This window comes from Thalassolituus sp. UBA675, from assembly GCF_002297765.1.
In the GTDB taxonomy this organism is placed as follows: domain Bacteria; phylum Pseudomonadota; class Gammaproteobacteria; order Pseudomonadales; family Oceanobacteraceae; genus Thalassolituus.
In genome coordinates, this window is sequence record NZ_DBNJ01000013.1 from 45,389 (window position 1) to 65,375 (window position 19,987).

At 52.5% G+C, this 19,987-nt stretch carries 24 protein-coding genes and 1 riboswitch; of the genes, 18 read left to right on the plus strand and 6 right to left on the minus strand.

Annotated features, from left to right (window positions below; translation table 11 throughout):
- Positions 1-37: 37 nt before the first annotated feature.
- The 4 genes from B3007_RS06780 to B3007_RS06795 all read left to right on the plus strand — a co-directional run bounded on the left by B3007_RS06780 (position 38) and on the right by B3007_RS06795 (position 3,956).
- The gene (locus tag B3007_RS06780) at positions 38-895 is read left to right on the plus strand and encodes a hypothetical protein (RefSeq protein WP_068439401.1); all 858 of its coding nucleotides are present in this window, start codon (positions 38-40) and stop codon (positions 893-895) included.
- Between the two features lie 155 nt (positions 896-1,050).
- Positions 1,051-2,079 (plus strand): AraC family transcriptional regulator, encoded by a 1,029-nt coding sequence (locus tag B3007_RS06785; RefSeq protein WP_301378207.1) that lies wholly within the window; start codon positions 1,051-1,053, stop codon positions 2,077-2,079.
- Between the two features lie 127 nt (positions 2,080-2,206).
- Positions 2,207-3,436, plus strand: coding sequence for a glycosyltransferase family 4 protein (locus B3007_RS06790; RefSeq protein ID WP_301378206.1), 1,230 nt, complete (start codon positions 2,207-2,209; stop codon positions 3,434-3,436).
- The gene (locus tag B3007_RS06795) at positions 3,372-3,956 is read left to right on the plus strand and encodes a phosphatase PAP2 family protein (protein WP_301378205.1); all 585 of its coding nucleotides are present in this window, start codon (positions 3,372-3,374) and stop codon (positions 3,954-3,956) included. Before B3007_RS06790 ends, B3007_RS06795 begins: the two co-directional genes overlap by 65 nt.
- A gap of 20 nt (positions 3,957-3,976) precedes the next feature.
- Here the strand turns inward: B3007_RS06795 and B3007_RS06800 are convergent, their stop codons facing one another.
- The 4 genes from B3007_RS06800 to dinB form a co-directional block, all read right to left on the minus strand.
- A complete protein-coding gene (locus B3007_RS06800) occupies positions 3,977-5,242 on the minus strand; it encodes a hypothetical protein (protein WP_301378204.1) in 1,266 nt (421 codons plus the stop codon).
- A gap of 39 nt (positions 5,243-5,281) precedes the next feature.
- Positions 5,282-6,436, minus strand: coding sequence for a methanobactin export MATE transporter MbnM (locus tag B3007_RS06805; protein WP_297533141.1), 1,155 nt, complete (start codon positions 6,434-6,436; stop codon positions 5,282-5,284).
- Between the two features lie 32 nt (positions 6,437-6,468).
- The gene (locus tag B3007_RS06810) at positions 6,469-7,512 is read right to left on the minus strand and encodes an MbnP family copper-binding protein (protein ID WP_297533142.1); all 1,044 of its coding nucleotides are present in this window, start codon (positions 7,510-7,512) and stop codon (positions 6,469-6,471) included.
- 118 nt (positions 7,513-7,630) lie between these two features.
- Complete coding sequence (gene dinB, locus B3007_RS06815; protein ID WP_297533143.1) at positions 7,631-8,674, minus strand: DNA polymerase IV; 1,044 nt, start codon at positions 8,672-8,674, stop codon at positions 7,631-7,633.
- A gap of 420 nt (positions 8,675-9,094) precedes the next feature.
- On the opposite strand from dinB, the gene B3007_RS06820 reads away from it, so the two are divergent.
- From B3007_RS06820 to B3007_RS06875, 12 genes are all read left to right on the plus strand, one after another.
- Entirely contained in the window at positions 9,095-10,126 is a 1,032-nt protein-coding gene (locus B3007_RS06820; RefSeq protein ID WP_301378203.1) for an IS110 family transposase, read from the plus strand.
- A 245-nt stretch (positions 10,127-10,371) separates the two neighbouring features.
- On the plus strand, positions 10,372-10,650 hold the full coding sequence (locus B3007_RS06825; protein ID WP_297533790.1) for a type II toxin-antitoxin system RelE/ParE family toxin: 279 nt from the start codon (positions 10,372-10,374) through the stop codon (positions 10,648-10,650).
- On the plus strand, positions 10,650-10,943 hold the full coding sequence (locus B3007_RS06830; protein ID WP_068436756.1) for a HigA family addiction module antitoxin: 294 nt from the start codon (positions 10,650-10,652) through the stop codon (positions 10,941-10,943). The genes B3007_RS06825 and B3007_RS06830 overlap by 1 nt, the downstream gene beginning before the upstream one ends.
- Before the next feature lie 80 nt (positions 10,944-11,023).
- Entirely contained in the window at positions 11,024-11,605 is a 582-nt protein-coding gene (locus B3007_RS06835) for a hypothetical protein (protein ID WP_297533791.1), read from the plus strand.
- A 274-nt stretch (positions 11,606-11,879) separates the two neighbouring features.
- Positions 11,880-12,035, plus strand: a complete 156-nt coding sequence (locus B3007_RS06840) for a hypothetical protein (protein ID WP_297533792.1) — start codon at positions 11,880-11,882, stop codon at positions 12,033-12,035.
- A 93-nt stretch (positions 12,036-12,128) separates the two neighbouring features.
- Positions 12,129-12,743: a MarC family protein gene (locus B3007_RS06845; protein WP_297533794.1), complete on the plus strand. Its 615-nt coding sequence runs from the start codon at positions 12,129-12,131 to the stop codon at positions 12,741-12,743.
- Positions 12,744-12,887: 144 nt separating this feature from the next.
- Positions 12,888-14,246, plus strand: coding sequence for an esterase (locus tag B3007_RS06850; RefSeq protein WP_301378202.1), 1,359 nt, complete (start codon positions 12,888-12,890; stop codon positions 14,244-14,246).
- 43 nt (positions 14,247-14,289) lie between these two features.
- Positions 14,290-14,844, plus strand: a complete 555-nt coding sequence (locus tag B3007_RS06855; protein WP_301378201.1) for a YbhB/YbcL family Raf kinase inhibitor-like protein — start codon at positions 14,290-14,292, stop codon at positions 14,842-14,844.
- A 33-nt stretch (positions 14,845-14,877) separates the two neighbouring features.
- Positions 14,878-15,351: an NlpC/P60 family protein gene (locus B3007_RS06860; protein ID WP_068439385.1), complete on the plus strand. Its 474-nt coding sequence runs from the start codon at positions 14,878-14,880 to the stop codon at positions 15,349-15,351.
- 102 nt (positions 15,352-15,453) lie between these two features.
- Positions 15,454-15,807 carry a HopJ type III effector protein gene (locus B3007_RS06865; protein ID WP_068439383.1) on the plus strand — a complete coding sequence of 118 codons (354 nt, stop codon included), beginning with the start codon at positions 15,454-15,456 and terminating at the stop codon, positions 15,805-15,807.
- A complete protein-coding gene (locus B3007_RS06870) occupies positions 15,804-16,316 on the plus strand; it encodes a paraquat-inducible protein A (protein ID WP_068439380.1) in 513 nt (170 codons plus the stop codon). Before B3007_RS06865 ends, B3007_RS06870 begins: the two co-directional genes overlap by 4 nt.
- Before the next feature lie 103 nt (positions 16,317-16,419).
- Positions 16,420-16,821, plus strand: coding sequence for a peptidylprolyl isomerase (locus B3007_RS06875; RefSeq protein ID WP_068439379.1), 402 nt, complete (start codon positions 16,420-16,422; stop codon positions 16,819-16,821).
- On the opposite strand, the gene B3007_RS06880 is transcribed toward B3007_RS06875, so the two are convergent.
- Positions 16,818-17,165, minus strand: a complete 348-nt coding sequence (locus B3007_RS06880) for a hypothetical protein (protein WP_068439377.1) — start codon at positions 17,163-17,165, stop codon at positions 16,818-16,820. The two genes, B3007_RS06875 and B3007_RS06880, sit on opposite strands and share 4 nt — an antisense overlap.
- 32 nt (positions 17,166-17,197) lie before the next feature.
- The gene (locus B3007_RS06885; protein WP_301378200.1) at positions 17,198-18,259 is read right to left on the minus strand and encodes a peptidase M42; all 1,062 of its coding nucleotides are present in this window, start codon (positions 18,257-18,259) and stop codon (positions 17,198-17,200) included.
- Between the two features lie 117 nt (positions 18,260-18,376).
- Positions 18,377-18,492: riboswitch (yybP-ykoY riboswitch) on the plus strand.
- A gap of 81 nt (positions 18,493-18,573) precedes the next feature.
- On the opposite strand from B3007_RS06885, the gene B3007_RS06890 reads away from it, so the two are divergent.
- Together B3007_RS06890 and B3007_RS06895 are read left to right on the plus strand one after the other, a co-directional pair.
- On the plus strand, positions 18,574-19,167 hold the full coding sequence (locus B3007_RS06890) for a TMEM165/GDT1 family protein (RefSeq protein WP_301378199.1): 594 nt from the start codon (positions 18,574-18,576) through the stop codon (positions 19,165-19,167).
- Positions 19,168-19,255: 88 nt separating this feature from the next.
- The gene (locus B3007_RS06895; protein ID WP_301378198.1) at positions 19,256-19,915 is read left to right on the plus strand and encodes a 2OG-Fe(II) oxygenase; all 660 of its coding nucleotides are present in this window, start codon (positions 19,256-19,258) and stop codon (positions 19,913-19,915) included.
- Positions 19,916-19,987: the final 72 nt, after the last annotated feature.

Below are 19,987 nucleotides of genomic sequence, written 5' to 3' on the forward strand. Positions count from 1 at the left end.
TTTACTTATATAAGTGGCATGTCTTGAGTGAGGCACTATGCAGGATACATTGATCAACCGCATCGAATCGGCAGTCAACTCACTGCTGATACGTTTCGCGCCCGTCTGGTACGCAACCCAGTCGGTCCAGAACATGCCCCTGCCCGACTATGTGCCGCTCAATCCACTCAGCACGGACGCAAAGACCTGGTTTGACCTGCCTGCGGCACTGACGCAAACGAGTATCCTTCTGGTTGATGAAGCTCATGGCTGGCAGGGTCTTGGGAAAGAACTGGAGCATCTGGCCGTCCAGAAGCAGGTGCACCGGCCACTCTCAATTACCCGTCTGACCGGCGCCAGTGAGCTGCCCTCCAGCGACGCTATCTCTCAGGCACAGACGCTACGCGACGCCGCATTGAACGATCAGGAGCTTGAAGAACCGGAAAGCGAAGAAGCCTTTGAGCAACAAATGCGTGAATTGCCACGCACACTGACCGCCACCCACCGCGAATGGGACGGACGTCTGCTGCTGACTTCGCACGAGCTTTTACCTCAATTAATGCCACTTATCCGCTATGCCGGCGCACGACAGCGGGATGCCATGGTGCCAGCGACGGTCACCATCGAAGGCATACGCCAGGAAGCCCTCGAACGCATAAGAAACAAGTATTGGTGGTTTCTGATGCACCCGCAGAGCGCCGAGGCACTGGTTGTACTGTTGAGGCAATGTGGCTTCTCTGCAATCTCATCCGGGCCATTGGGTAAAGACGGAAAACACGCCTTCTTTTTCTGCAACAAGTCCTCACAAGGCCTGAATAAGGTCATCCTGCACCTGATGTCGTCCAAGCGCAGCGCCCAGCTGTCAGAGTTTGGGCGATTTCTGAGCAAGCACCGCCACCGCTTCCGCACGCCGTGATAAATTTGGTTACATTGCCGTATGGCGTTAAATGCCCTCTTTATAGTAAGGTATGGCGTCATCGAACACGTTAAAATTCGGCCAGTGATTAAAAACCACCGAATCGAACAACGTAACGCCCTGTGCGACAGGCATAACAATAAGACGGATATCCCATGATCAGAGGCACCTGGAGTCTGACGGACCCACTGGTACCGGTGAACATTCCGGCCACCATGCTGAAAGTCGGCGAAGATAAAGGCGTCAGCCGTGACGACCTTCTTAAAAATACAGGCATCAGCGCTGAAGTGCTGGATGACCCATCTGCACGCCTGACCTATCAGCAGCTGTTATTTCTGGCCGAGAACCTGATCCGTAACTATCCGGACGACAGTGTCGGCCTTGATCTCGGTGCAGCCATTAACATCAACCAGTTCGGTATGCTGGGATACGCCATTCTCAGCTGTGCTGATCTGCGCAGTGCACTGCAACTGGGTATTAAGTACCACACTCTGGTCGACCCGGCGTTCACGTTTGAAGTAATGAACCTCGGCGATACCTCGGCTGTGCGTCTGACCAGTCACATTCCGTTCGATCATATCTACCGCATGATCTGTGATGTGTTTGTCGCGTCTTTCTCAACGCTGGCCCGCTTCCTCACCGGACGCTACGACGCTCAGCCGATTGAGGTACACCTCAACCACCCAGAGCCTGAGTACGCCGCACGTTACAGAGAATTCTTCGACTGCACGGTAAAGTTTGATCAACCTCGTACTGAGTTCATCATTGATAACACGGTGCTGGACTTCAAACTGGTGATGGCCGACAAGGCAACAGCCGCCATGGCTGAAAGCCAGTGCGAAGAGATCCTTGCGCGTGTGGGTCCGAAAGAAGGCATCATTGCCAAGGTACGCCGCATACTGCTGAGCAACCCCGGGCACTTCCCACCGGTCGACGACGTCGCCAGCCAGCTGGCCACTTCAACCCGGACTCTCAGCCGCAGCCTGCAGGATGTAGGTACGTCGTATCAGCGTATTCTTGATGAAGTGCGTAAAGAGATGGCGATTGAATACCTGCGCAGCTCTAACCTGCCGATTGAAGAGATCGCAGCCTTGGTAGGTTACAGTGATCCATCCAACTTCCGTAAAGCGTTCCGCCGTTGGACACAGAACGCACCTTCGTATTATCGCGAAGGTAAATCCTGATATTTCAGTGCCCCTTCACCGGGGCACAAAACCTTATTAACCCCCGATAAAACAACCTTCCCTTTCGTCATCATAGCTTCACCGAGCTGAAACCTTTCTGTCATATCGCAATTGCAAAGTAGTGTATATGCACGAAGAACAGGCAAATGCGATGACACCAGAGCTCTCAAGAATCACCATTGTGACCGAAACTTACGCCCCTGAAGTCAACGGCGTAGCGCACACACTGGCGACTCTGGTAACCGGCATGCGAGCGCGCGGGATTGAAGTTCAGATTATTCGTCCGCGCCAGAATAAACACGACAAGGGTGACGAGTATTCACTCACATTACCTGGCCTACCGATTCCGGGTTACCCGGAACTGAAGTTCGGCCTGCCTTACTATCGTCGTGTTCTTTCAGCGCTGAAAGACTTCAACCCTCAAGCCATTTACGTGGCGACCGAAGGGCCTCTCGGCTGGGCCGCCTGTAAGGCAGCAGAAAAGCTAGGCACAGGCGTTGTCAGCGGCTTCCATACGAACTTCCACCAGTATGGCAAACACTACCGCCTGGGCCTGATAGAAAACCTTGGCTACCGCTACATGCGCTGGTTTCACAACAATACAGCCGCCACTCTGGTACCCACACAGGCACAGGCCGATGAATTAAACAGCCACGGCTTCGAGCGCGTCAGTGTGATGGCACGCGGAGTAAACAGCGAACAATTCTCGCCTGAACATCGCAGCCAGGAATTGCGGGCCAGCTGGGGCGTTAACGATGACACGCCGGTACTTTTATACGTAGGTCGTATCGCTGCCGAGAAAAATCTTCAGCTTGTTGTGCGCACCTACGAAGAACTGAAAAATCAGGACAACAGCATTCGTCTGGTACTGGTCGGCGATGGCCCAGAGTTAGAGAGCATTCGTCAGCGCCACCCAGAAATTATCTGTGCAGGCATCCGCCGCGGAGAAGAACTCTCCCGCTATTACGCCAGTGGCGATATTTTCCTGTTTCCTAGCCTGACCGACACCTTTGGCAACGTCGTCACCGAAGCACTCGCCAGCCAGCTTGGCGTCGTGAGCTTCGATTACGCCGCCGCCCACGAGCATACAAAGGACGAAGACAGCGCAATGCTGGCTCCGTTTGGCGATGAACAGGCATTTATCCGCGCCGCCTTATCGCTCAGTGAGCGTCCGAACCTGCTCAAACATATTCGTAAAAACGCCCGTGATATTGCTCAAGGCATTTCATGGGACAGCATTATCAATGAGTTTCTGCAGCAACTGGCTGCAGCTCAGACAGAGGTAACATCGAATGGACATTCTCAAGCAACGCGAAGCAAGAGCCGAGTTTCTGTTCCGCAGAGCGGATCACTTTGAACTGAGTCTCTGCCAGCGCCTCAATCGAATGGGGCACATGCGCGCAATCCGCCTGTTTTTTAAAGGCGTCAGCCGCCTTGGCGATGGTGTGTTCTGGTATTCACTGGCGTTAGCGCTGCCACTACTTGCGGGCATGGAAGGTCTGGCGAAACTAGGCCATATCACAGTCGCTGGGCTGGTGTGCATTCTGGTCTACAGTCAGCTCAAAAATCGCCTGGTTCGTAAGCGCCCGTTTATTTCATTTCCGGACATTCACGCACACACAGCGCCGCTGGATAAATACAGCTTTCCATCTGGCCATACCATGAATGCTGTGAATTTTGCGGTACTGTTTACCTGGGCGTATCCGCCGCTGGCTTATATCGTTGTGCCTTTCGCGTTTCTAGTGGCTCTGTCACGCGTCATCCTTGGCATGCACTACCCAACCGACGTTGCCGTCGGAGCTGCGTTAGGGATTATCCTCAGCTGGACATCACTGCTGCTGTTTCCGCTGGGAATGTTTGCAGACCTGATGGGTTAAGCTGCTTTAAGGCATGCCGCTTAATGACCGGCATGCCCTGACAATAAACTCCCCTGCCACACCACCCCCACCGCAAAGCGGTCCTGCTCTTCAGGCAACGTCTGATCTGAAGTGTATTCAGCCCTGAACTCGATCTGAGGGCGCCACTGATACAGCCACGACAGTGAAAAACGTTCAGGGGTGTGGCCATCTTCACTGAGCAGGCCAGCGCCTTCGCCTAAGGTGGCAGCGGCGGCACCCGTCAGGGTGTTATCCGCGACCAGTCGCTCCGCACGCAACGACACCGTATGGTTGTGCAAAGTAAGATAGGGCTGCAACCAAACCGCATACTGGTCTGCGACAATATCGGCTTCGCGACTTCCTGAATCGTGCAGCATACCCTCCATGTTCAACTGCGCCCAGGCGCCTTTTATGCCAACACGAGCAGATTCTCCAACGCCGACACTGGCCCCTGCATGAACGCCCGTCAGATCGAGATCACCGGTATAACGAACATCCGGAAATTGCACCGCCTGCTCACCCGGCGCCGCCACCGGTGTATGTTGATGCCCACCACCGTAACGGTGGTCTGCCCGCGAATTGGCCTGCGCCCGGTAATGCCAGGCGCCGATATTGGCATAGACAGAACCAACAGAAAACGAGTAGCGCGCAAAGGCATCCCACGCGCCGCCATCAGTACCATCAGTTGCAGGGAAGGCTTTTCCCTGCCAGATCTCTGCTCCAGCAGACCAGCCAGCCGTTTCGTGCAGCCAGATACGTATTCCCTGATCGTGAAAATGACGGCCAAAAAATACATCGGCAATTAACGAAGGTTCAGTAAATTTCGACGTCGACCTGTGCGCCAGCAGTTCTGGCGAAAATGCTGCCGACATCCGCCCAACTTCAACAACCCAGGGCCCTTTCACATCGCAGCAGACGAATCCAATACTTGCGTGTTCGATACCCACACTCTGATGGCCATCGCTGCCGTCGTGTGTACTGACACCCAGCTTAACGAAGGTATTCTCGTCGAGGCGTTTCGCTGTCATCACAGATACTTCATCCAGACTGACACCCTGTGATACTGGCCATGCATCGCCGCCCATAAAGGCGCCCGGAATTTGCCAGAACTCATACTGATCGACCGGTGACGCAGAACGCCATGTCGTCATCACCGTGCCATGCACCTGCGTGGGCTCGCCCTCCGCTGGAATGTAATGGGCATATACCTGAGACGGTAAAGCCAACACGAGAGACATCCCCGCCGCACTGGCCAGACGCTTAGCAGGAGTCTTGGTTATTTTCATACAATAAATTTCCAGCGAATCATTAAAATTATCTGGCGCTTAATCAGCACGCCACGGATTGGAAAATCGAGGATCTGTGAGAAAGGCGTCGTCGGTCAGAGATTCAAGAAATGCCACCAGATCGCTGACCTCTGCATCAGTAATCTGGAACGATACCAACACACCATCTTTGTACGGGCTGATACGTCCATCACCCGCATTCTCACCTGAGGCAATCACCCGGCCGCCTGCGGCATAATTGCGGATAACGTCTTCCAGCGTCGCCACTGACCCATCGTGATTATAAGGTGCAGTGACGGCGACATTTCGCAAGGATGGCGTACGGAACTGCCCCATATGATCCGGATTACCTGTGACTTCGTGGCGCCCGGTATTCGGGTCTGGGTAAGCGCCCATACCATCAATGTTATAGAGGCCGGTGTTATGAAAAAGCGGTTCGAGGAAAGTGACACCACGGTCTATGGTGGCATCACTGAAGTTATAGCCATCGTGGCAATGAAAACACTCAAGACGCTCGCTATTAAACAGGGCTTCGCCGCGCTTCGCAGATTCGCTCATTTCGCCGCGATCAAATGCGCTGTCGAACGACGTCATCCCGCGTACAAATGACGCAATGGCTTTGACAGAATTATCCCAGGCCAGCTCACCCAGTAACGGCTCCTCCTGCTCAGGAAAGGCTGCGGCATACAAACGCAGGTAGGTTTCGTCTGCCTGAATCGACATCAGAATCTGTTCGAAATTACTCTCGTTAATGCCATGCTCAATGGGCGATTCGCCAAACAACGGCAGCATGACCTGCTGCTCGATTGTGGCCAGAGCTGGGTTGCCCCACGTCAGATTATTAAAGTACGCCGCGTTGGTCAGCGACTGGCTGTTGCGCGGATGCACCTCGCCAGTCGCACCCAGCGGGTGCTGTACACCATCGCTGAACGCACGCGCTTGCTCGTGACAACTGGAGCAACTGATTTCACCATTAACCGATAAACGCGCATCGTAAAAAAGATGACGCCCGAGCTGGAATTTTTCTTCCGTCATCGGGTTATCGTCGGGCTCGTAAGGGAGCGGAACAGACGCTGGTACGCGCCAGTCAAACGCCGATTCACGCGCACCGGCATCATCGACGAATGTCTGGCTCTCTGTCTGGCAACCACTCAGAAACAGAGCGGCTGAAACAAGAGCGAATAACCTGGTCACGTTAATTCTGAACACAGCAAACACAGATCTGATCACTCAGCGGATTCTTTCTCACGTACGGAAAATACCGATTGTTCAGACTCTGCATTTTCACCCGTTCCCAAATCCAGGCCCAAGCCCAGATTAGCGAATACAGCCTCACACTCAGGGTCGGTCGTGCCCGACATACACCCCGGTGCACCACCCTCGTCCTGTGCCACACTGACGCCACTCACCAGCGCCGCGTAATCGATCACGATCTCAGCCTGCTCGACATCAATAGCACCAAGCTCAATCGTGATTTCAGGGCGGTTAGGATTTTCACAGGTTTCTGGCTCGGTGCCCGACTCCAGATCGGATACCGACACTGGGCAACCCGTGCTACCCAGGTGCATATTCCAACGATTGCCTGTGCGTTCGCCGTCTTGCGGGTCAGTCCAACCACCGACTGGAGCCACATCAATGCCCGTGAACTTATATCCGCCCTGCCAGTTCCAGCCCGCGCCAGATGCCCGCCCAGGATTACGCAAAGGCTCATCGGCCGCTGCCTGATCCTTGTGGTTCAGATCAAAGGGTACCCCCAAGGTGAAACGAATGGCCGCGACCGTTACGCCCTCTTCGACTGTTGCGGTGACTTGCACACCATCATTAAAGTTCGGGTTAACATCGGCCTCTGCTTCGCACCCGAGAGTGTCACGAAAATCGAGTTGAGCTACCCGGCTGTTCTGTGACGGACTGGTTTCAGAAGCATCACTCTCACCTGAAGCGGTTGTCGATACATCATCAAGGCTCAGTTCAATCTCAGCGCCTGTGTCTGTCACCAACTTAAAATCGTGAACATAAAAACGGAAATCAACAAAACTGACGGTCGACGCATCGCTACCCACATTCAGATAATCTTCACCGCAAACAACATCAGCATCGCCCACCACGGCCGCAAACGGGATAGTCGCGGCAATCTCACGAGGGCCTACAATTTCAGTCGACGAGCTGCTGTCACCACCACATGCGGTCAAAAGCGCGGAAGAAGAGAGCACGGCTGAAGCAATCAGCGCAGTCGAAAAAAAAGACGTCGGAGCAGTAAATAAGGGGCGCACAGTGTCATCCTGTCGGTAGGTTGCAAGTGCGACGAATTATAGAGATGGTGCCGGGATTGAGAATGCGACAGGTTGTCGCAGTTGGGCAGAGCCAGCTCTCAGGGGGGGTTATAAGAGCTCAGAACAGATTCAGCTGCTTTTCACTGATCTGAGGAAAGCGCCCACCAATACCTAACAGGCGTACAGGCTTGTCTTCCCGTTTCAGAGCCTGAAGCAATAACCGCTGAAAACCCTCGGGCGTCGCCGATTCCTGAATATCGGCCATGGTGGTCTGAGTGAAATCAGCGAACTTCACTTTTACGAAAGGCGCCAGCGCTTCTGGCTTCCAGGGGGTTCGGCTTACCCTCTCCTGCCACTTCTCGTATAGAGCCGAGACCTCAGCCACGCACTCTTCATGGCGGGTCTTATCCTGAGCATAGGTACGCTCGACACTGACGGACTTGCGCTCACGATCCATACTCAACGGTCGGTTATCCTGTCCCCGACAACGCTGATATAAATGGACACCTGAGCGGCCAAAACGACGTACCAGTTCATTGAGATCCCAGCTTCGGGCGTCGTCGCAGGTTTCGATACCCAATACCTTTAAGCGCGCCTGAAACGCCGGGCCAATACCGGGAATACGGCCAACAGGTAACGCCTTCACGAATTCATCCACTTCTTGAGGCGGAATCATCTTCTGGCCATCGGGCTTATTCCAGTCACTCGCGACCTTCGCCAGAAACTTATTCGGTGCACCGCCCACCGACACACTGATACCTAACTCGTGCCTGACGCGCTCACGAATCTCAGCCGCTACCTGACTCGCCTGCTGATCCGGGTCTAACTCAAGATACGCCTCATCAACCGATACCTGCTCAAGCAAGGGTGAATAATCACGCAGGATATTCATCACCTGAGCAGAGACCTCACGGTACAGCTCCATACGACCACGCAACAACACCAGATCAGGGCAAAGACGACGCGCCGTCGCCGTCGCCATCGCCGAGCGAACCCCAAATACCCGAGCCGGATAATTACAGGTCGCGATAACACCGCGCCGGTCAGATTCACCACCAATCGCAATCGGCACATCACGCAGATGCGGCTGCTCACGCATCTCAACCGCCGCGAAAAAGCAGTCACAGTCGATATGCAATACCTTACGGCCAGGCTCACTCATGGGTACGTCACTCCTGCCCCAAACGACGGGCAAATGCTCATGACGAAATACTGTATACATAAACAGTATTCTTGGCAACACCGGTAAATTCAGTGCTCATTTGCAAGATCAGAACAAAACGAGCATACACACTATGAAACCTATCAATAAGAAACACCCCATTGAAATCAGTTAGTTGCAAATTCTGTAGGGGTGATAGTGTGCGGAATGTAAAGCCTATGAAGGCGTGTAAACGCGCATGCTCACTTTCACACTGGCAAAAGGCGTCGCCTCAGGCACTTTTCATAGTGGTGACAGGGGGTTATGCTCGAAACATCGAAAGGAAGCGGAGCGTCAAAACGCGCACGCTCACAAATAAACTAATGAAATGGACACCCCTCCCTTACACTGAAACTTCAGTTTCTTCGCGGGAGATGGTTTATGGAACGGCTAACAGTGATAGGAATCGACCTGGCAAAATCGGTGATTCAGATCCATGGCAGTGATAGCAGAGGAAAATGCTTAATTCGTAAAAAGCTTCGACGTAATCAGTTGTTACCATTTCTGGGTAAGTTACCTCGTTGCTTAATCGGGATGGAAGCTTGTGGCGGTTCTCATTACTGGGCTAGAGAAATAAAGCAGCTTGGCCATGATGTGAAATTAATACCGCCGCAATTTGTGAAGCCTTACGTAAAAACGAATAAAACTGACGTTGCGGATGCAGAAGCAATCTGTGAGGCGGTTGATCGGCCAACAATGAGGTTTGTGCCAATAAAAGGTCCAGAGCAACAAGCAGTACTGCTTTTGCATCGAGAGCGGGAAGGGTTGATAAAGGAGCGGACGGCAGTAATTAATCGCATACGCTCATCCTTTTCCGAATTTGGAGTGGCGATTCCTGCAGGACCGAAGCGGTTGAGGCAATGGTTGTCAGATTCATATGGAGATGTTGAAAATGACTTGCCATCAACACTTAATCGCCTGATGCTTCGGATGATCGATCGGTTAAATTATATTGAATCGGAGATCGGTGATCTTGATAAGGAAATCAATGATCAAAATAAGTCTGATGAACGCTGTAAACGATTAATTGAAGTTCCTGGTGTTGGTCGGTTGGCAGCTTCGGCGATAGTAGCAAGCGTCGGTGATGCGAAAGAATTTCGATCAGGGCGAGAATTCGCAGCTTGGTTGGGGCTGGTCCCCAGACAATATTCAAGTGGCGGGAAGCAAAATTTACAAGGCATCAGCAAGAGAGGTGATGCTTATATTCGTAAGATGCTGATCCATGGTGCCAGAGCCGTAATTCGTCATATGAACAGGAATAATGCTCCGGTAGATTGGCTTGAAGATCTTATGAGGCGTCGTCACCACAATGTAGTCATCGTGGCGTTGGCGAACAAACTAGCAAGAACGATCTGGGCTTTGCTGAGCAAGGAACAGAGTTACAAAAGATATGAAGACACCGTAGTTGCGTAAGTGAAATCAGATGTCTAACAGGTAGGACCGCAATCCGGAAACTCTGTTCCTAACTACGTTCTTCGGGAACGATAAACTGATAAGAACCGGGTTGGCGAAGTTCATCAAGGATCTGGCCCTAGGCCAATTGGAATCCGAATAGATGGCTGCACTACACCAAAGGCAGATTTCGCTTGCACAATGAGGGGTGTCCATAGATGTTAAGCTTGGTTGTTGCGTGATGCGCAACATGCTATTATTCCCTCATGATTAAATCATTCCGTCACAAAGGACTGAAACGGTTCTACTCGACTGGCAACATATCTGGCATCCAGCCGGATCACGCCAAGAAACTGCGTATGCAGTTGACTGCTTTGGATACTGCTACGTCGGTGGACGACATGGACATCCCAGGCTTTCGGCTTCACCCATTGAAGGGGAAAGACAAGGGTCGGTGGTCGATTCGGGTTAACGGAAATTGGCGCATGACGTTCGAATTTCAGGACGGCAACGCCTACATTCTTGATTATGAGGACTATCACTGATGACTATGCATAATCCGCCGCATCCAGGTGAGTTCATTCGGGAGGTGTACCTGGAGCCTTTCGGTATCAGTTCCCGTCAGCTGGCTTCCAGTCTGGGCGTATCACCTTCTACTTTGTCTCGGCTGCTCAAAGGGGATAGTGGTATTAGCCCGGAAATGTCGCTTCGGCTATCCAAGGTTCTCGGGCGTACACCTGAAAGCTGGTTGGCGATGCAGGATATGTACGATCTGTGGGTGGCCCGAAACACGGTCAACCTAGATGGAATCCATCCTTTGGACTTCGAAGCAGCTTAACCAGTGGCTGTTGTCGGACGCGCCTGCGCTGGCGCTCCGACACGCCGCAAAGCTTAGGCGTTAGATAGATGAGAGTATTCATGTCGAAGATGATTTTACAGTTGATGGCTCTTCTTGGGTTGTCTGAAATGGTGTTTTCGGAAGAGTCTGATCAGTTTCCACCGGTACCTAGTTGGCAACCAGCTTTTTCAGCTCCGGTTGAGTTACAACTCGAGCGGATGGTTTTCTATACGGATGATACTAGAGACCTAGTTCAGTATAAGAACGGTACCGTTGTTGTGATCAACAAGGGACTTGATGACAATGAGGCGAAGCTATTTGCGAATGAGGTCCTGTCCAAAATTTACAACTACCATCCTGATATGAATCCATTAAACATGAAGGACGGAAATATTCTAGTTAGATATAATCATCCGGCTTTTAATGTGGTATTAACAGAGTTTACATCAAAATACATTGATACAATCAGAAATAAATACAGAGATGCATTGGCTACTCATGAGGTAATAATTACAGGGTTAGGAACCAATGTATTTGATGACTTCGGTAAACAGGCATTAGATGGCAGAACTTTTATGTTCATGGATGCTCAGAATCCTGAGGTTGTAGCGATATATAGAAGCGGAAAATCTAACAATTTAAAGCAGAACGGGACGCGCTAAAGCGCGCCCCTGTTTGAGGCGTGATCTTCCCCCGATTTAACGGACACCAAAGTCAAACTGACGAGGTATCTAATGCCAAAAAAAATACACTAAGCCAAGAAAGACCTAGCAGTATTCGAACGAGTCCAAAGTTAGAGCGGTTTTGCTAAAAAACTGAGTCCCCTTTCCCACCACTGCAACACTGAGTGCCATCTTAAGCCAGTGTTTGACCTGTGGTGTGATTCAGGCATTCTTTAGGCTGAGTTTTACAGCAACGTTTTTATGCGAGGCCATCATGAGCGAACCCGTAGCAGAGCCAAAGAAAGCCGAAGAATCCACCGACTGGGATGAGCTGTCATTCCTGGATGATATGGAGTTAGGTGAGATCGATCCTGAGTCCTACCAGGAGCAGGAAGACGATGGCTGCGAAGGCGGTGCCTGTAAGATCTGACGTAGCTTTGCACTTCTCCGTCTGCCCTGCGGTACAGGCGGTCTGCTATAGTCGGCGTTCTGTTCCGGGACGCCACTATGCTTGATACCACCCATGTTTGATAAAGCCATACAGGATGCCCTGATTCTTTGGGCAACCATTGATCCTATTGGCACGCTTGCCATATTTTCCGCCTTAACTGCGGGCATGTCTGTTACCCAGCGTCGCAAAACCGCGACCCGCGCTGTGCTTTATGCCGGCGGCGTTCTGATTGGTTCGTTGGTGATTGGTCAGGTACTGCTGACAGCCATGGGCATCAGTTTGCTGTCGTTCCAGTTGGGGGGTGGCATTATCCTCTTCCTGTTCGGTTTGCAGATGATCTTTACTGAAAACGACCAGAGCTCGGGCAAAGAGCCTGACCACAATGTGGCCATTTTCCCGATTGCGATCCCAGCCACGGCAACCCCCGGCGCTATTCTTGCGGTGATTCTGCTAACCGATAACCAGATCTACCCGATTGCTCAGCAATTGATGACGGGGCTTATTGTCGTAGCAACGCTGGCCATTACCTGGGTGATGATGTTTTTCTCAGACCGTATTCTTGCGGTGATTGGCAGTGGTGGTGCATCTCTGCTGACGAAGATCATGGGGATGATTCTGGCGGCCTTATCCGTTCAGCTAGTGATGAACGCCATAGGTGTCGAGCAATGGGCAAATATCGGCCCCTGATACGAGCCGCTGCGTCTGAACGAATAGACTCATAGCGCCATTCGTTGGCATTGTTAACCAGTAACAGGCCAGCATGCGTTTGCTGCGATTCAGAATATTGTAAGCTGTTTTTCAGTTTATTTTCTGATCAGCAGGGACGCCGCTATGACATCAAGAACGATCCATAAGATGCGCACCTTTATAGGTGTGCTGACTACTACCCTACTCCTTTCTGCCTGCAGCCATAACGGAATCTACCGTGGCAATTATTCGGACGAGTGTACCTTCAAGAAGGAAGGCGACTGTGCCGGGAACGCGCTTCAGATTGGCGAAACCGGCACAGACTCTGAATATCGCCTTGGCTTTATTGAATACGATGATCAGGGCCAGTTGTGGGCCCGCGAACAACAGGATTCTGTACTCGACCGCTATCTGAGGCTAGCTGGGATGCAGGATATCATCGTGCTGACCTTTATTCATGGCTGGCATCATAGTGCCGAACCCGGCGATACCAATGTGGCTGAGTTCCGCGACATGCTGGCCTCGGTATCGGCACAGGAGGCCGCTTCCAGCGCTCAGCATAATCGCGACCGCAGACCCGTGTTGGGCGTTTATATTGGTTGGCGTGGCGATTCTCTGGCGATCCCTTTTGTGAATCACACTACCTTCTGGGACCGGAAAGCCACCGCCCACGAGGTCGGCCGTAAAGGCGTGACCGAAGCCTTGCTCCGCTTAGAAGAGCTGGTAAACGTAAGAAACACGTTTAAAGATGGCGAGCCACCGTCCACCAGCCGACTTGTCGTCATAGGACACAGCTTCGGCGGTGCCGTGGTCTACAGCTCTTTGCAGAAAATCCTCAACGACCGCTTTATTAATTCGCGCAAGGGGAAAAACTTTGGAGGCAACGCAGAGGGCTTTGGTGACATGGTGATTCTGATGAACCCAGCATTTGAAGCATTGCGGTTTTCGTCGTTGCTGGAATTATCACAAGAACGATGCCGGGGTTATTTCCCCGGTCAGCTGCCTAAGCTCGCCGTGTTGACGTCTGAGACAGACCTGGCAACAAAATGGGCGTTTCCGGCGGGTCGGTTTTTCTCAACCCTGACCGAGCGGCACCGTGATATGGAGCGCTACGAGTGCCCGAAACCCGGCATGGTGAATCATAAGCCGGTAACCATTCCACAATGGAGCGCCGATAAAAATACCATCGGCCACTTCGAGCCTTACCACACGCATTATTTAAAGCCGCCGAAAGAGAACGCACCCACGACCTTTGATCTGGAGCGTGCGTATTTCGAGTGGTCAGCGCATGATCCGAAGCAGCCGGATATCTACACCACGGTGGATCTGTTCAGTAAGCAGCGCACCACAGCCCGGAACCCTTATATGAATATCATTGTCGATGAAGCGCTGATGGACGGGCACAACGATATCTGGGGTGATCAGATCATTGGTTTTATCAGTGAGCTGATTACCGTCTCGACCACTCCGCAAGAAGTTTATGAAAAATTATTAAAAGACTGATAGGTTAGAAACCGGCTTATCTGTAACTCAACAGGAGACTTTTATGCGTCGCACCGCAACCCTTCTGGGCACCACTCTGGCACTGATGTCAGGTACTGCTCTGGCTGACGATTTTGCTGTTTCAAGTGACACCTTTGCCGACGGCAGCACCCTGGCGAATACTCAGGTGTTTAAAGGCTTTGGCTGTGAAGGGGAAAATATCTCTCCCGACCTGAGCTGGACCGCAGGCCCTGAGGGCACCAAAAGTTATGTTGTGAATGTGTATGACCCGGATGCACCGACGGGCTCGGGTTGGTGGCACTGGATTGTTTATAACATCCCGGCGGATGTTACGACTCTGCCAACCAATGCGGGCGTGACCGGTGGTGAAAACCTGCCTGATGGCGCCGTGCATGGTCGCTCAGATTTTGGCACTTACGGTTTCGGTGGCGCATGTCCGCCCGTGGGTGATGACCCTCATCGCTACATCTTCACCGTTCACGCCCTGTCTGTTGAGAAGCTGGACCTGCCCAAAGACGCCAGCGCCGCTCTGATCGGCTACATGGTGAACGCCAACACCATCGAGAAAACCTCGATCACGGGTATGTACGGCCGTTAATCCGTGAGTGCCAGACTCTATAGAAGCCTGCTAATGGCCTCTGCGCTGTTGGCCTCGACAATACTGGCAGGCTGCTCGGGTTTTCAGGCACTCCCTGGCCCGGGCAATCAAAGCAGCGCACAGTTCAATAATCCGGATGTGCGCTCTCGTCTCTACGATGAATACCAGCAATGGCAGGGTACGCCCCATCGCCTTGGTGGTTTATCAGAGCGTGGGATTGATTGCTCAGGGCTGGTGTACGTGACGTTTCGTGATGAATTTAATATCCAACTGCCGCGCAGCACACGCCAACAATCCAACCAGGGTGTTCCGGTCTCGCGACACTCGTTGCGCTCCGGGGATCTGGTATTTTTTGATACGGGCGTGAACTCCCGACATGTCGGCATCTACATTGAGCAGGATAAGTTTCTGCATGTGTCGAGCAGTCGCGGGGTTATGGTCTCGTATCTGACCTCCGATTACTGGAAGAAGCGCTTTACTCACGCCCGACGAGTGCCCATACACTAGCCTGTTCAGACATAGCAGCCCTGCGGCATTTCTGATAATTTGTCGCCTCTCGTAAATTCGTATTTATTCTTACTTTTATAAGCCTATATTTTGAGGACGCTCATGACCGATTTCGCCAAAGCCAAGTCTGAATTTCTTGATTCTCTGACCACCGATGAGCATATGTTTGCGTCGACACTGGCGTTTATCGAAGGCTGGTACGATTTCACGCCGACGGCGTTTAATAACGGTGGCGTAATCAACAGCGCAGACCAGAATCAGGGCAGCGCTAAGGTTTTTGCTCTGAGCCAGTTGCTGGAACTCGATAAAGAAACCACTCTGCGCCTGTTCGGCGAACACTACCGTGATGTGCTGGCCACGCCTGACGTGGATAACCACCACAACCTGCGTCGCGTTCTGCGCGAAGGCACCGATAACATCACCTTCGATCAGTTTCCGCTGAAGGCGAAGGCATGAACCGTCTGGTCAATAGCCTGCAACAAGCGACCTGGGCACAGCGCTTGGGCCTGCTGCTTGCCATTGCCAGCTATGTGGTGCTCTGGCCTGGGGTTACCGAGCCCATCATGACGATTAAGGCCAGCGTGAATATGTTTGGCCTCAAGGCAGAACTGTTCAACGAAACCCGTTCCATCTGGGAGACAGTGACGTCTCTGAATGAACAGGGTTATGCTCTGGTGGCGTTTCTGATTGTGACTTTCAGTGTGGTTATCCCGGTACTGAAAGGCCTGACTATTCTGTTCACCTGGCTGTGGCCCAGCGATCTGCGCTGGCGCATTGTCGCCGCGATCAGCAAGTGGTCGATGGTCGATGTGTTTGTGGTCGGTATTCTGGTGGCATTTTTAACCGCTAAAGCGACCGCTGAAATGCAGGCGACGCTGCTCGATGGTTTCTGGTGGTTTCTGAGCTTCTGTATTCTGTCGATTATTTCTGGGCAACTACTGGCTCTGCATCGGCTACCGAAATAAAACGACTGAAATAGCCGGGCTTATACAAAGCAGCCTGCCTCGCTAACGTTATTCAGATAACGTCTATACTGGAAGCCAACGATTTAAATTCCGGAGGCTTCCAGTGACCATCATTCCGCTGAACCATATTCTTCTTAAAAGCCCGTTGCTGGCCGACGACATTCTGAAAGAGCTGACACTGGGCGCTCGCTTTGAAGATCTGGCCGCTGAGCATTCGGCGTGCCCATCGGGTTCAAACAAGGGGTTTGCCGGAAATCACGATGTGGATGATCTCCCGGAAGAAATGATTCAGGCCATGCAGGAATACGATGGCAGCAGCCCATGGATTGGCCCGGTGAAGACGCATTACGGATTTCATATCATCCGCCCTGCCGGCCAGATTGAGGAACTGCGCGAGCGCATCGATGACCTTCAGGCCACCGATGCTGCCTACGAAGAAAACAAAACCGAAGAAAATAAAGTCGAAGAAGACAAGCCGGAAAACGACCCGCAGGAAGAAGATTAATCCGGAGTCAACGCCCGTACTAACGCTTCCGACGCAGAGGCCGCGCCATAACAGGTCTGCACAAACTCCAGCTCCCCCCAGCATTCGAAACGCAGTCGCGGAAGGCTGATACGCCAATGCTGATCTGAGCTGCTCAGGCAGGTCAGACCTTCGGTAAACTCATCGCCCAGCCAGTCAAAGTCGTACTCCGACCATAACCGGAACACCGCAAAGGTGCGCGGCGCCGACAGAAAATCCCGATGCACTTCGTACACCAGCCAGTGCGGCGATACTTCATCACCCCGGGCAATCAGCAGGCAATTATCTGCCTGATCGTTAAGATCAGGCGTTGGTAATTTACTCATAGTCTCTCACAGGTACCTACTGTCATTCGGTATCACTCGTCAGGCTGGATGCCAGCCAGATCACACAGCACATCAATAAAGGCCTCACAGGCTACCACAGACGCGCTCTCATCCATGGTGTGATACCCGGTTGTTGGTATCTGCAGAGTCGTACCGTCTACCAGGCCGCCAGATGCCGAAATAATGCGGCCCATTTCTGTCGAACCCAGAGACTTCGGCGATTCGCCCTGCGCTTCCAGTGCTGCGTTCTGCGCCTGAATGTAGCTGTCTTTAAACTGGTAGCTGATACCCATGCGCTCACAGGTGTCGGCAAGTTGCTGAGTCAGCTCTTCATTGAAGGGCGCGTTAGCATCCCGGTGACGCAGCGTCAGTGTGTGCTCACGCGCAGTGGGCACATCCGGAAACGGGCTGGTGTCGACCACCACCAGCTGGTTGGTTGAACCACCAAAGCGACGGAACCATTCCAACAGATATCGCCAGCTACGACCGGCCTCTTCCTGCGCGGTAAAGAAGGCGGTGCCTTCAAATCCCAGTTCAAACAGGTACACCAGAATGGCCGCCGTAAGGACGTTATCCATCTGCCCAGTCACACTGTCATCGGTAATGCGCAGGTCATCCTGGAACGCGACCGGCGTACCAGCAACCACATGCTCCAGACCTTCAAGTTCGAAGATCAGGTTATTGCGGTGCGGACACACGTACGTCTGGCGAATGCTGCCCCGGCCGCGGTACATGCCCGACCAGGGCTCGTAGGCATAGACCTTCTCGTCACCCATGCGATCAACAATCAGCTGCATCAGTTCTTCAGAAACAGAATTACCCAGCAGGTCAGAGCGACCGCCTGACACAAAGGCCGCGTACTGAAACTCGTTCGGGCCGGTACAGATCAGGCCATGACGGTCGATGTGGGCCGACAGCATCAGTGAATGCGGGCGCTTACCCTGCGCCACCAATACGCCTTCGTACCATTTAACGTCTGCTCCGCGTTCTTCCAGCGCTCGCTGCAATACCCGGAAAAACGAATGCTCTGCCCCTACCACAGACGGCGCACGCGCAAGGATGGTCAGAAGATCACGAAATGATTGAGATAACACGGCAGTCCGCCTCTGTAGGTACTGGTTGGTATGGTTAAGGTGCGCAGATAGTTGCACCTGTGCCGTTCGAGGTAAAACGAGATTTATTTATCGTGCAGATAAGAAAATGTTACTATGAGCGCTCTCTTAGGGGAGTAATCTGCCGTCACGGCCATTCTGGCTGCTGATTCTGGTGTCTGTATCAACATAATTGAGCCTCAAGCTCATGGTGCAGACGTCCCGTCATCGGGATTGATGAGACCTGAGATAACGACACAGTCGCTGGGCGATGCTGTGGCGTTATCTTGTGCTCATCATCGCCCGGAAAATTTTTTATGTTTGATATTACAACCTTTAGCGCCTCGCCATTTCTTGCCTCTACCGTCGCTGTTGCCATCGCTGAAGTCGGCGATAAGACCCAGCTATTGTCCCTGCTACTCGTAGCCCGTTTTCGCAACAAGTGGGCGATCATTGGCGGCATTCTCCTTGCCACACTGCTGAATCATGGGCTCTCTAGTTGGGGAGGTATCTGGCTTGGCGAAAATATGGACAGCTGGCTGTCAGGTAGAGTCGCCAACTATGTTCTGGCCGGATCCTTTGCTTTGATGGCACTGTGGGTGCTGATTCCGGATAAAGAAGATGACGACGACGATAACTTCGCTAAATACGGTGCCTTTATCGCCACCACGCTGCTGTTCTTTATTGCCGAAGTCGGGGATAAAACTCAGATAGCTACGGTGATTCTCGCCGCTGAATTTCAAAGTTTTTTCTGGGTTACCGCGGGCACCACGCTGGGCATGTTAATCGCGAATGCACCAGTAGTAATCTGGGGGCAGTGGTTAATGGACCGATTACCGTTAGACCTGGCGCGTCGCCTCACTGCTGTCGTATTCCTCAGTCTGGCGGCCTATACGCTTTTCAGTAGCTGACTCACTGATCGTTACGACAAAGTTTTCTCGTTGTACGCCGTGATTTCCGGCGGGTATAAACGCGCCTCGCTTATTTGGATACCCGCCCGTGAACGCCGTTATTAACAGTGCTGTGCCTGCTCGTTGCCTTCCTCTGCTGAACACCATCATGGATGCACTTCGCAGCGATGGTTATGTTGTCATCGACGACGCCCTCCCCGCTGCACTTGCAAACGCATTGCAGCAACGGGTTGCTGAGATAAAGAGAATCGGGGACCTCAAGCAGGCAGGCATCGGACGGCGTGACGATCACACAATTGCGCGCAGCATCCGTCAGGATTCGATTCACTGGCTGGACAGATCCGAAGCGTCAGAAACAGCTTGGCTCACGGCTATGGAGCATCTGCGTGGCTACGCTAATCGAGAGCTGCTGCTCGGGCTGTTTGAGTACGAGAGTCACTTTGCTCACTATCCACCAGGCGCGGGTTATAGAAAGCATTACGACGCGTTCAAAGGGCAGTCAAACCGTGTACTGAGTACTGTGTTTTATCTCAACGAGAACTGGCAACCCGGGGACGGCGGTGAACTCGCTATTTATGATGCTGAGGATCAGCTAATAACCAGGGTTCAGCCCGTGTTAAATCGTCTGGTGATTTTTCTGTCTGAAGAATTTCCACATGAAGTGCTGCCCGCAAAGAATCATCGTTACAGCATTGCCGGTTGGTTCCGCGTCAATAATAGCCGGGACATTCTCAGCCTACCCGCATGAACACGGCACTCAGCGGGTAAGCCGGTTACATAATTCTCTGGCGGCTGGCCCGACTTGAACTATCCTCAATGG

What these genes read in the sequence shown, in the direction of transcription:
- B3007_RS06780 (WP_068439401.1), top strand. Translation starts at nt 38, where the DNA reads ATGCAGGATACATTGATCAACCGCATCGAATCGGCAGTCAACTCACTG.
- B3007_RS06785 (WP_301378207.1), top strand. Translation starts at nt 1,051, where the DNA reads ATGATCAGAGGCACCTGGAGTCTGACGGACCCACTGGTACCGGTGAAC.
- B3007_RS06790 (WP_301378206.1), top strand. Translation starts at nt 2,207, where the DNA reads ATGCACGAAGAACAGGCAAATGCGATGACACCAGAGCTCTCAAGAATC.
- B3007_RS06795 (WP_301378205.1), top strand. Translation starts at nt 3,372, where the DNA reads ATGGACATTCTCAAGCAACGCGAAGCAAGAGCCGAGTTTCTGTTCCGC.
- B3007_RS06800 (WP_301378204.1), bottom strand. Translation starts at nt 5,242, where the DNA reads ATGAAAATAACCAAGACTCCTGCTAAGCGTCTGGCCAGTGCGGCGGGG.
- dinB (WP_297533143.1), bottom strand. Translation starts at nt 8,674, where the DNA reads ATGAGTGAGCCTGGCCGTAAGGTATTGCATATCGACTGTGACTGCTTT.
- B3007_RS06820 (WP_301378203.1), top strand. Translation starts at nt 9,095, where the DNA reads ATGGAACGGCTAACAGTGATAGGAATCGACCTGGCAAAATCGGTGATT.
- B3007_RS06825 (WP_297533790.1), top strand. Translation starts at nt 10,372, where the DNA reads ATGATTAAATCATTCCGTCACAAAGGACTGAAACGGTTCTACTCGACT.
- B3007_RS06830 (WP_068436756.1), top strand. Translation starts at nt 10,650, where the DNA reads ATGACTATGCATAATCCGCCGCATCCAGGTGAGTTCATTCGGGAGGTG.
- B3007_RS06835 (WP_297533791.1), top strand. Translation starts at nt 11,024, where the DNA reads ATGTCGAAGATGATTTTACAGTTGATGGCTCTTCTTGGGTTGTCTGAA.
- B3007_RS06840 (WP_297533792.1), top strand. Translation starts at nt 11,880, where the DNA reads ATGAGCGAACCCGTAGCAGAGCCAAAGAAAGCCGAAGAATCCACCGAC.
- B3007_RS06845 (WP_297533794.1), top strand. Translation starts at nt 12,129, where the DNA reads ATGTTTGATAAAGCCATACAGGATGCCCTGATTCTTTGGGCAACCATT.
- B3007_RS06850 (WP_301378202.1), top strand. Translation starts at nt 12,888, where the DNA reads ATGACATCAAGAACGATCCATAAGATGCGCACCTTTATAGGTGTGCTG.
- B3007_RS06855 (WP_301378201.1), top strand. Translation starts at nt 14,290, where the DNA reads ATGCGTCGCACCGCAACCCTTCTGGGCACCACTCTGGCACTGATGTCA.
- B3007_RS06860 (WP_068439385.1), top strand. Translation starts at nt 14,878, where the DNA reads ATGGCCTCTGCGCTGTTGGCCTCGACAATACTGGCAGGCTGCTCGGGT.
- B3007_RS06865 (WP_068439383.1), top strand. Translation starts at nt 15,454, where the DNA reads ATGACCGATTTCGCCAAAGCCAAGTCTGAATTTCTTGATTCTCTGACC.
- B3007_RS06870 (WP_068439380.1), top strand. Translation starts at nt 15,804, where the DNA reads ATGAACCGTCTGGTCAATAGCCTGCAACAAGCGACCTGGGCACAGCGC.
- B3007_RS06880 (WP_068439377.1), bottom strand. Translation starts at nt 17,165, where the DNA reads ATGAGTAAATTACCAACGCCTGATCTTAACGATCAGGCAGATAATTGC.
- B3007_RS06890 (WP_301378199.1), top strand. Translation starts at nt 18,574, where the DNA reads ATGTTTGATATTACAACCTTTAGCGCCTCGCCATTTCTTGCCTCTACC.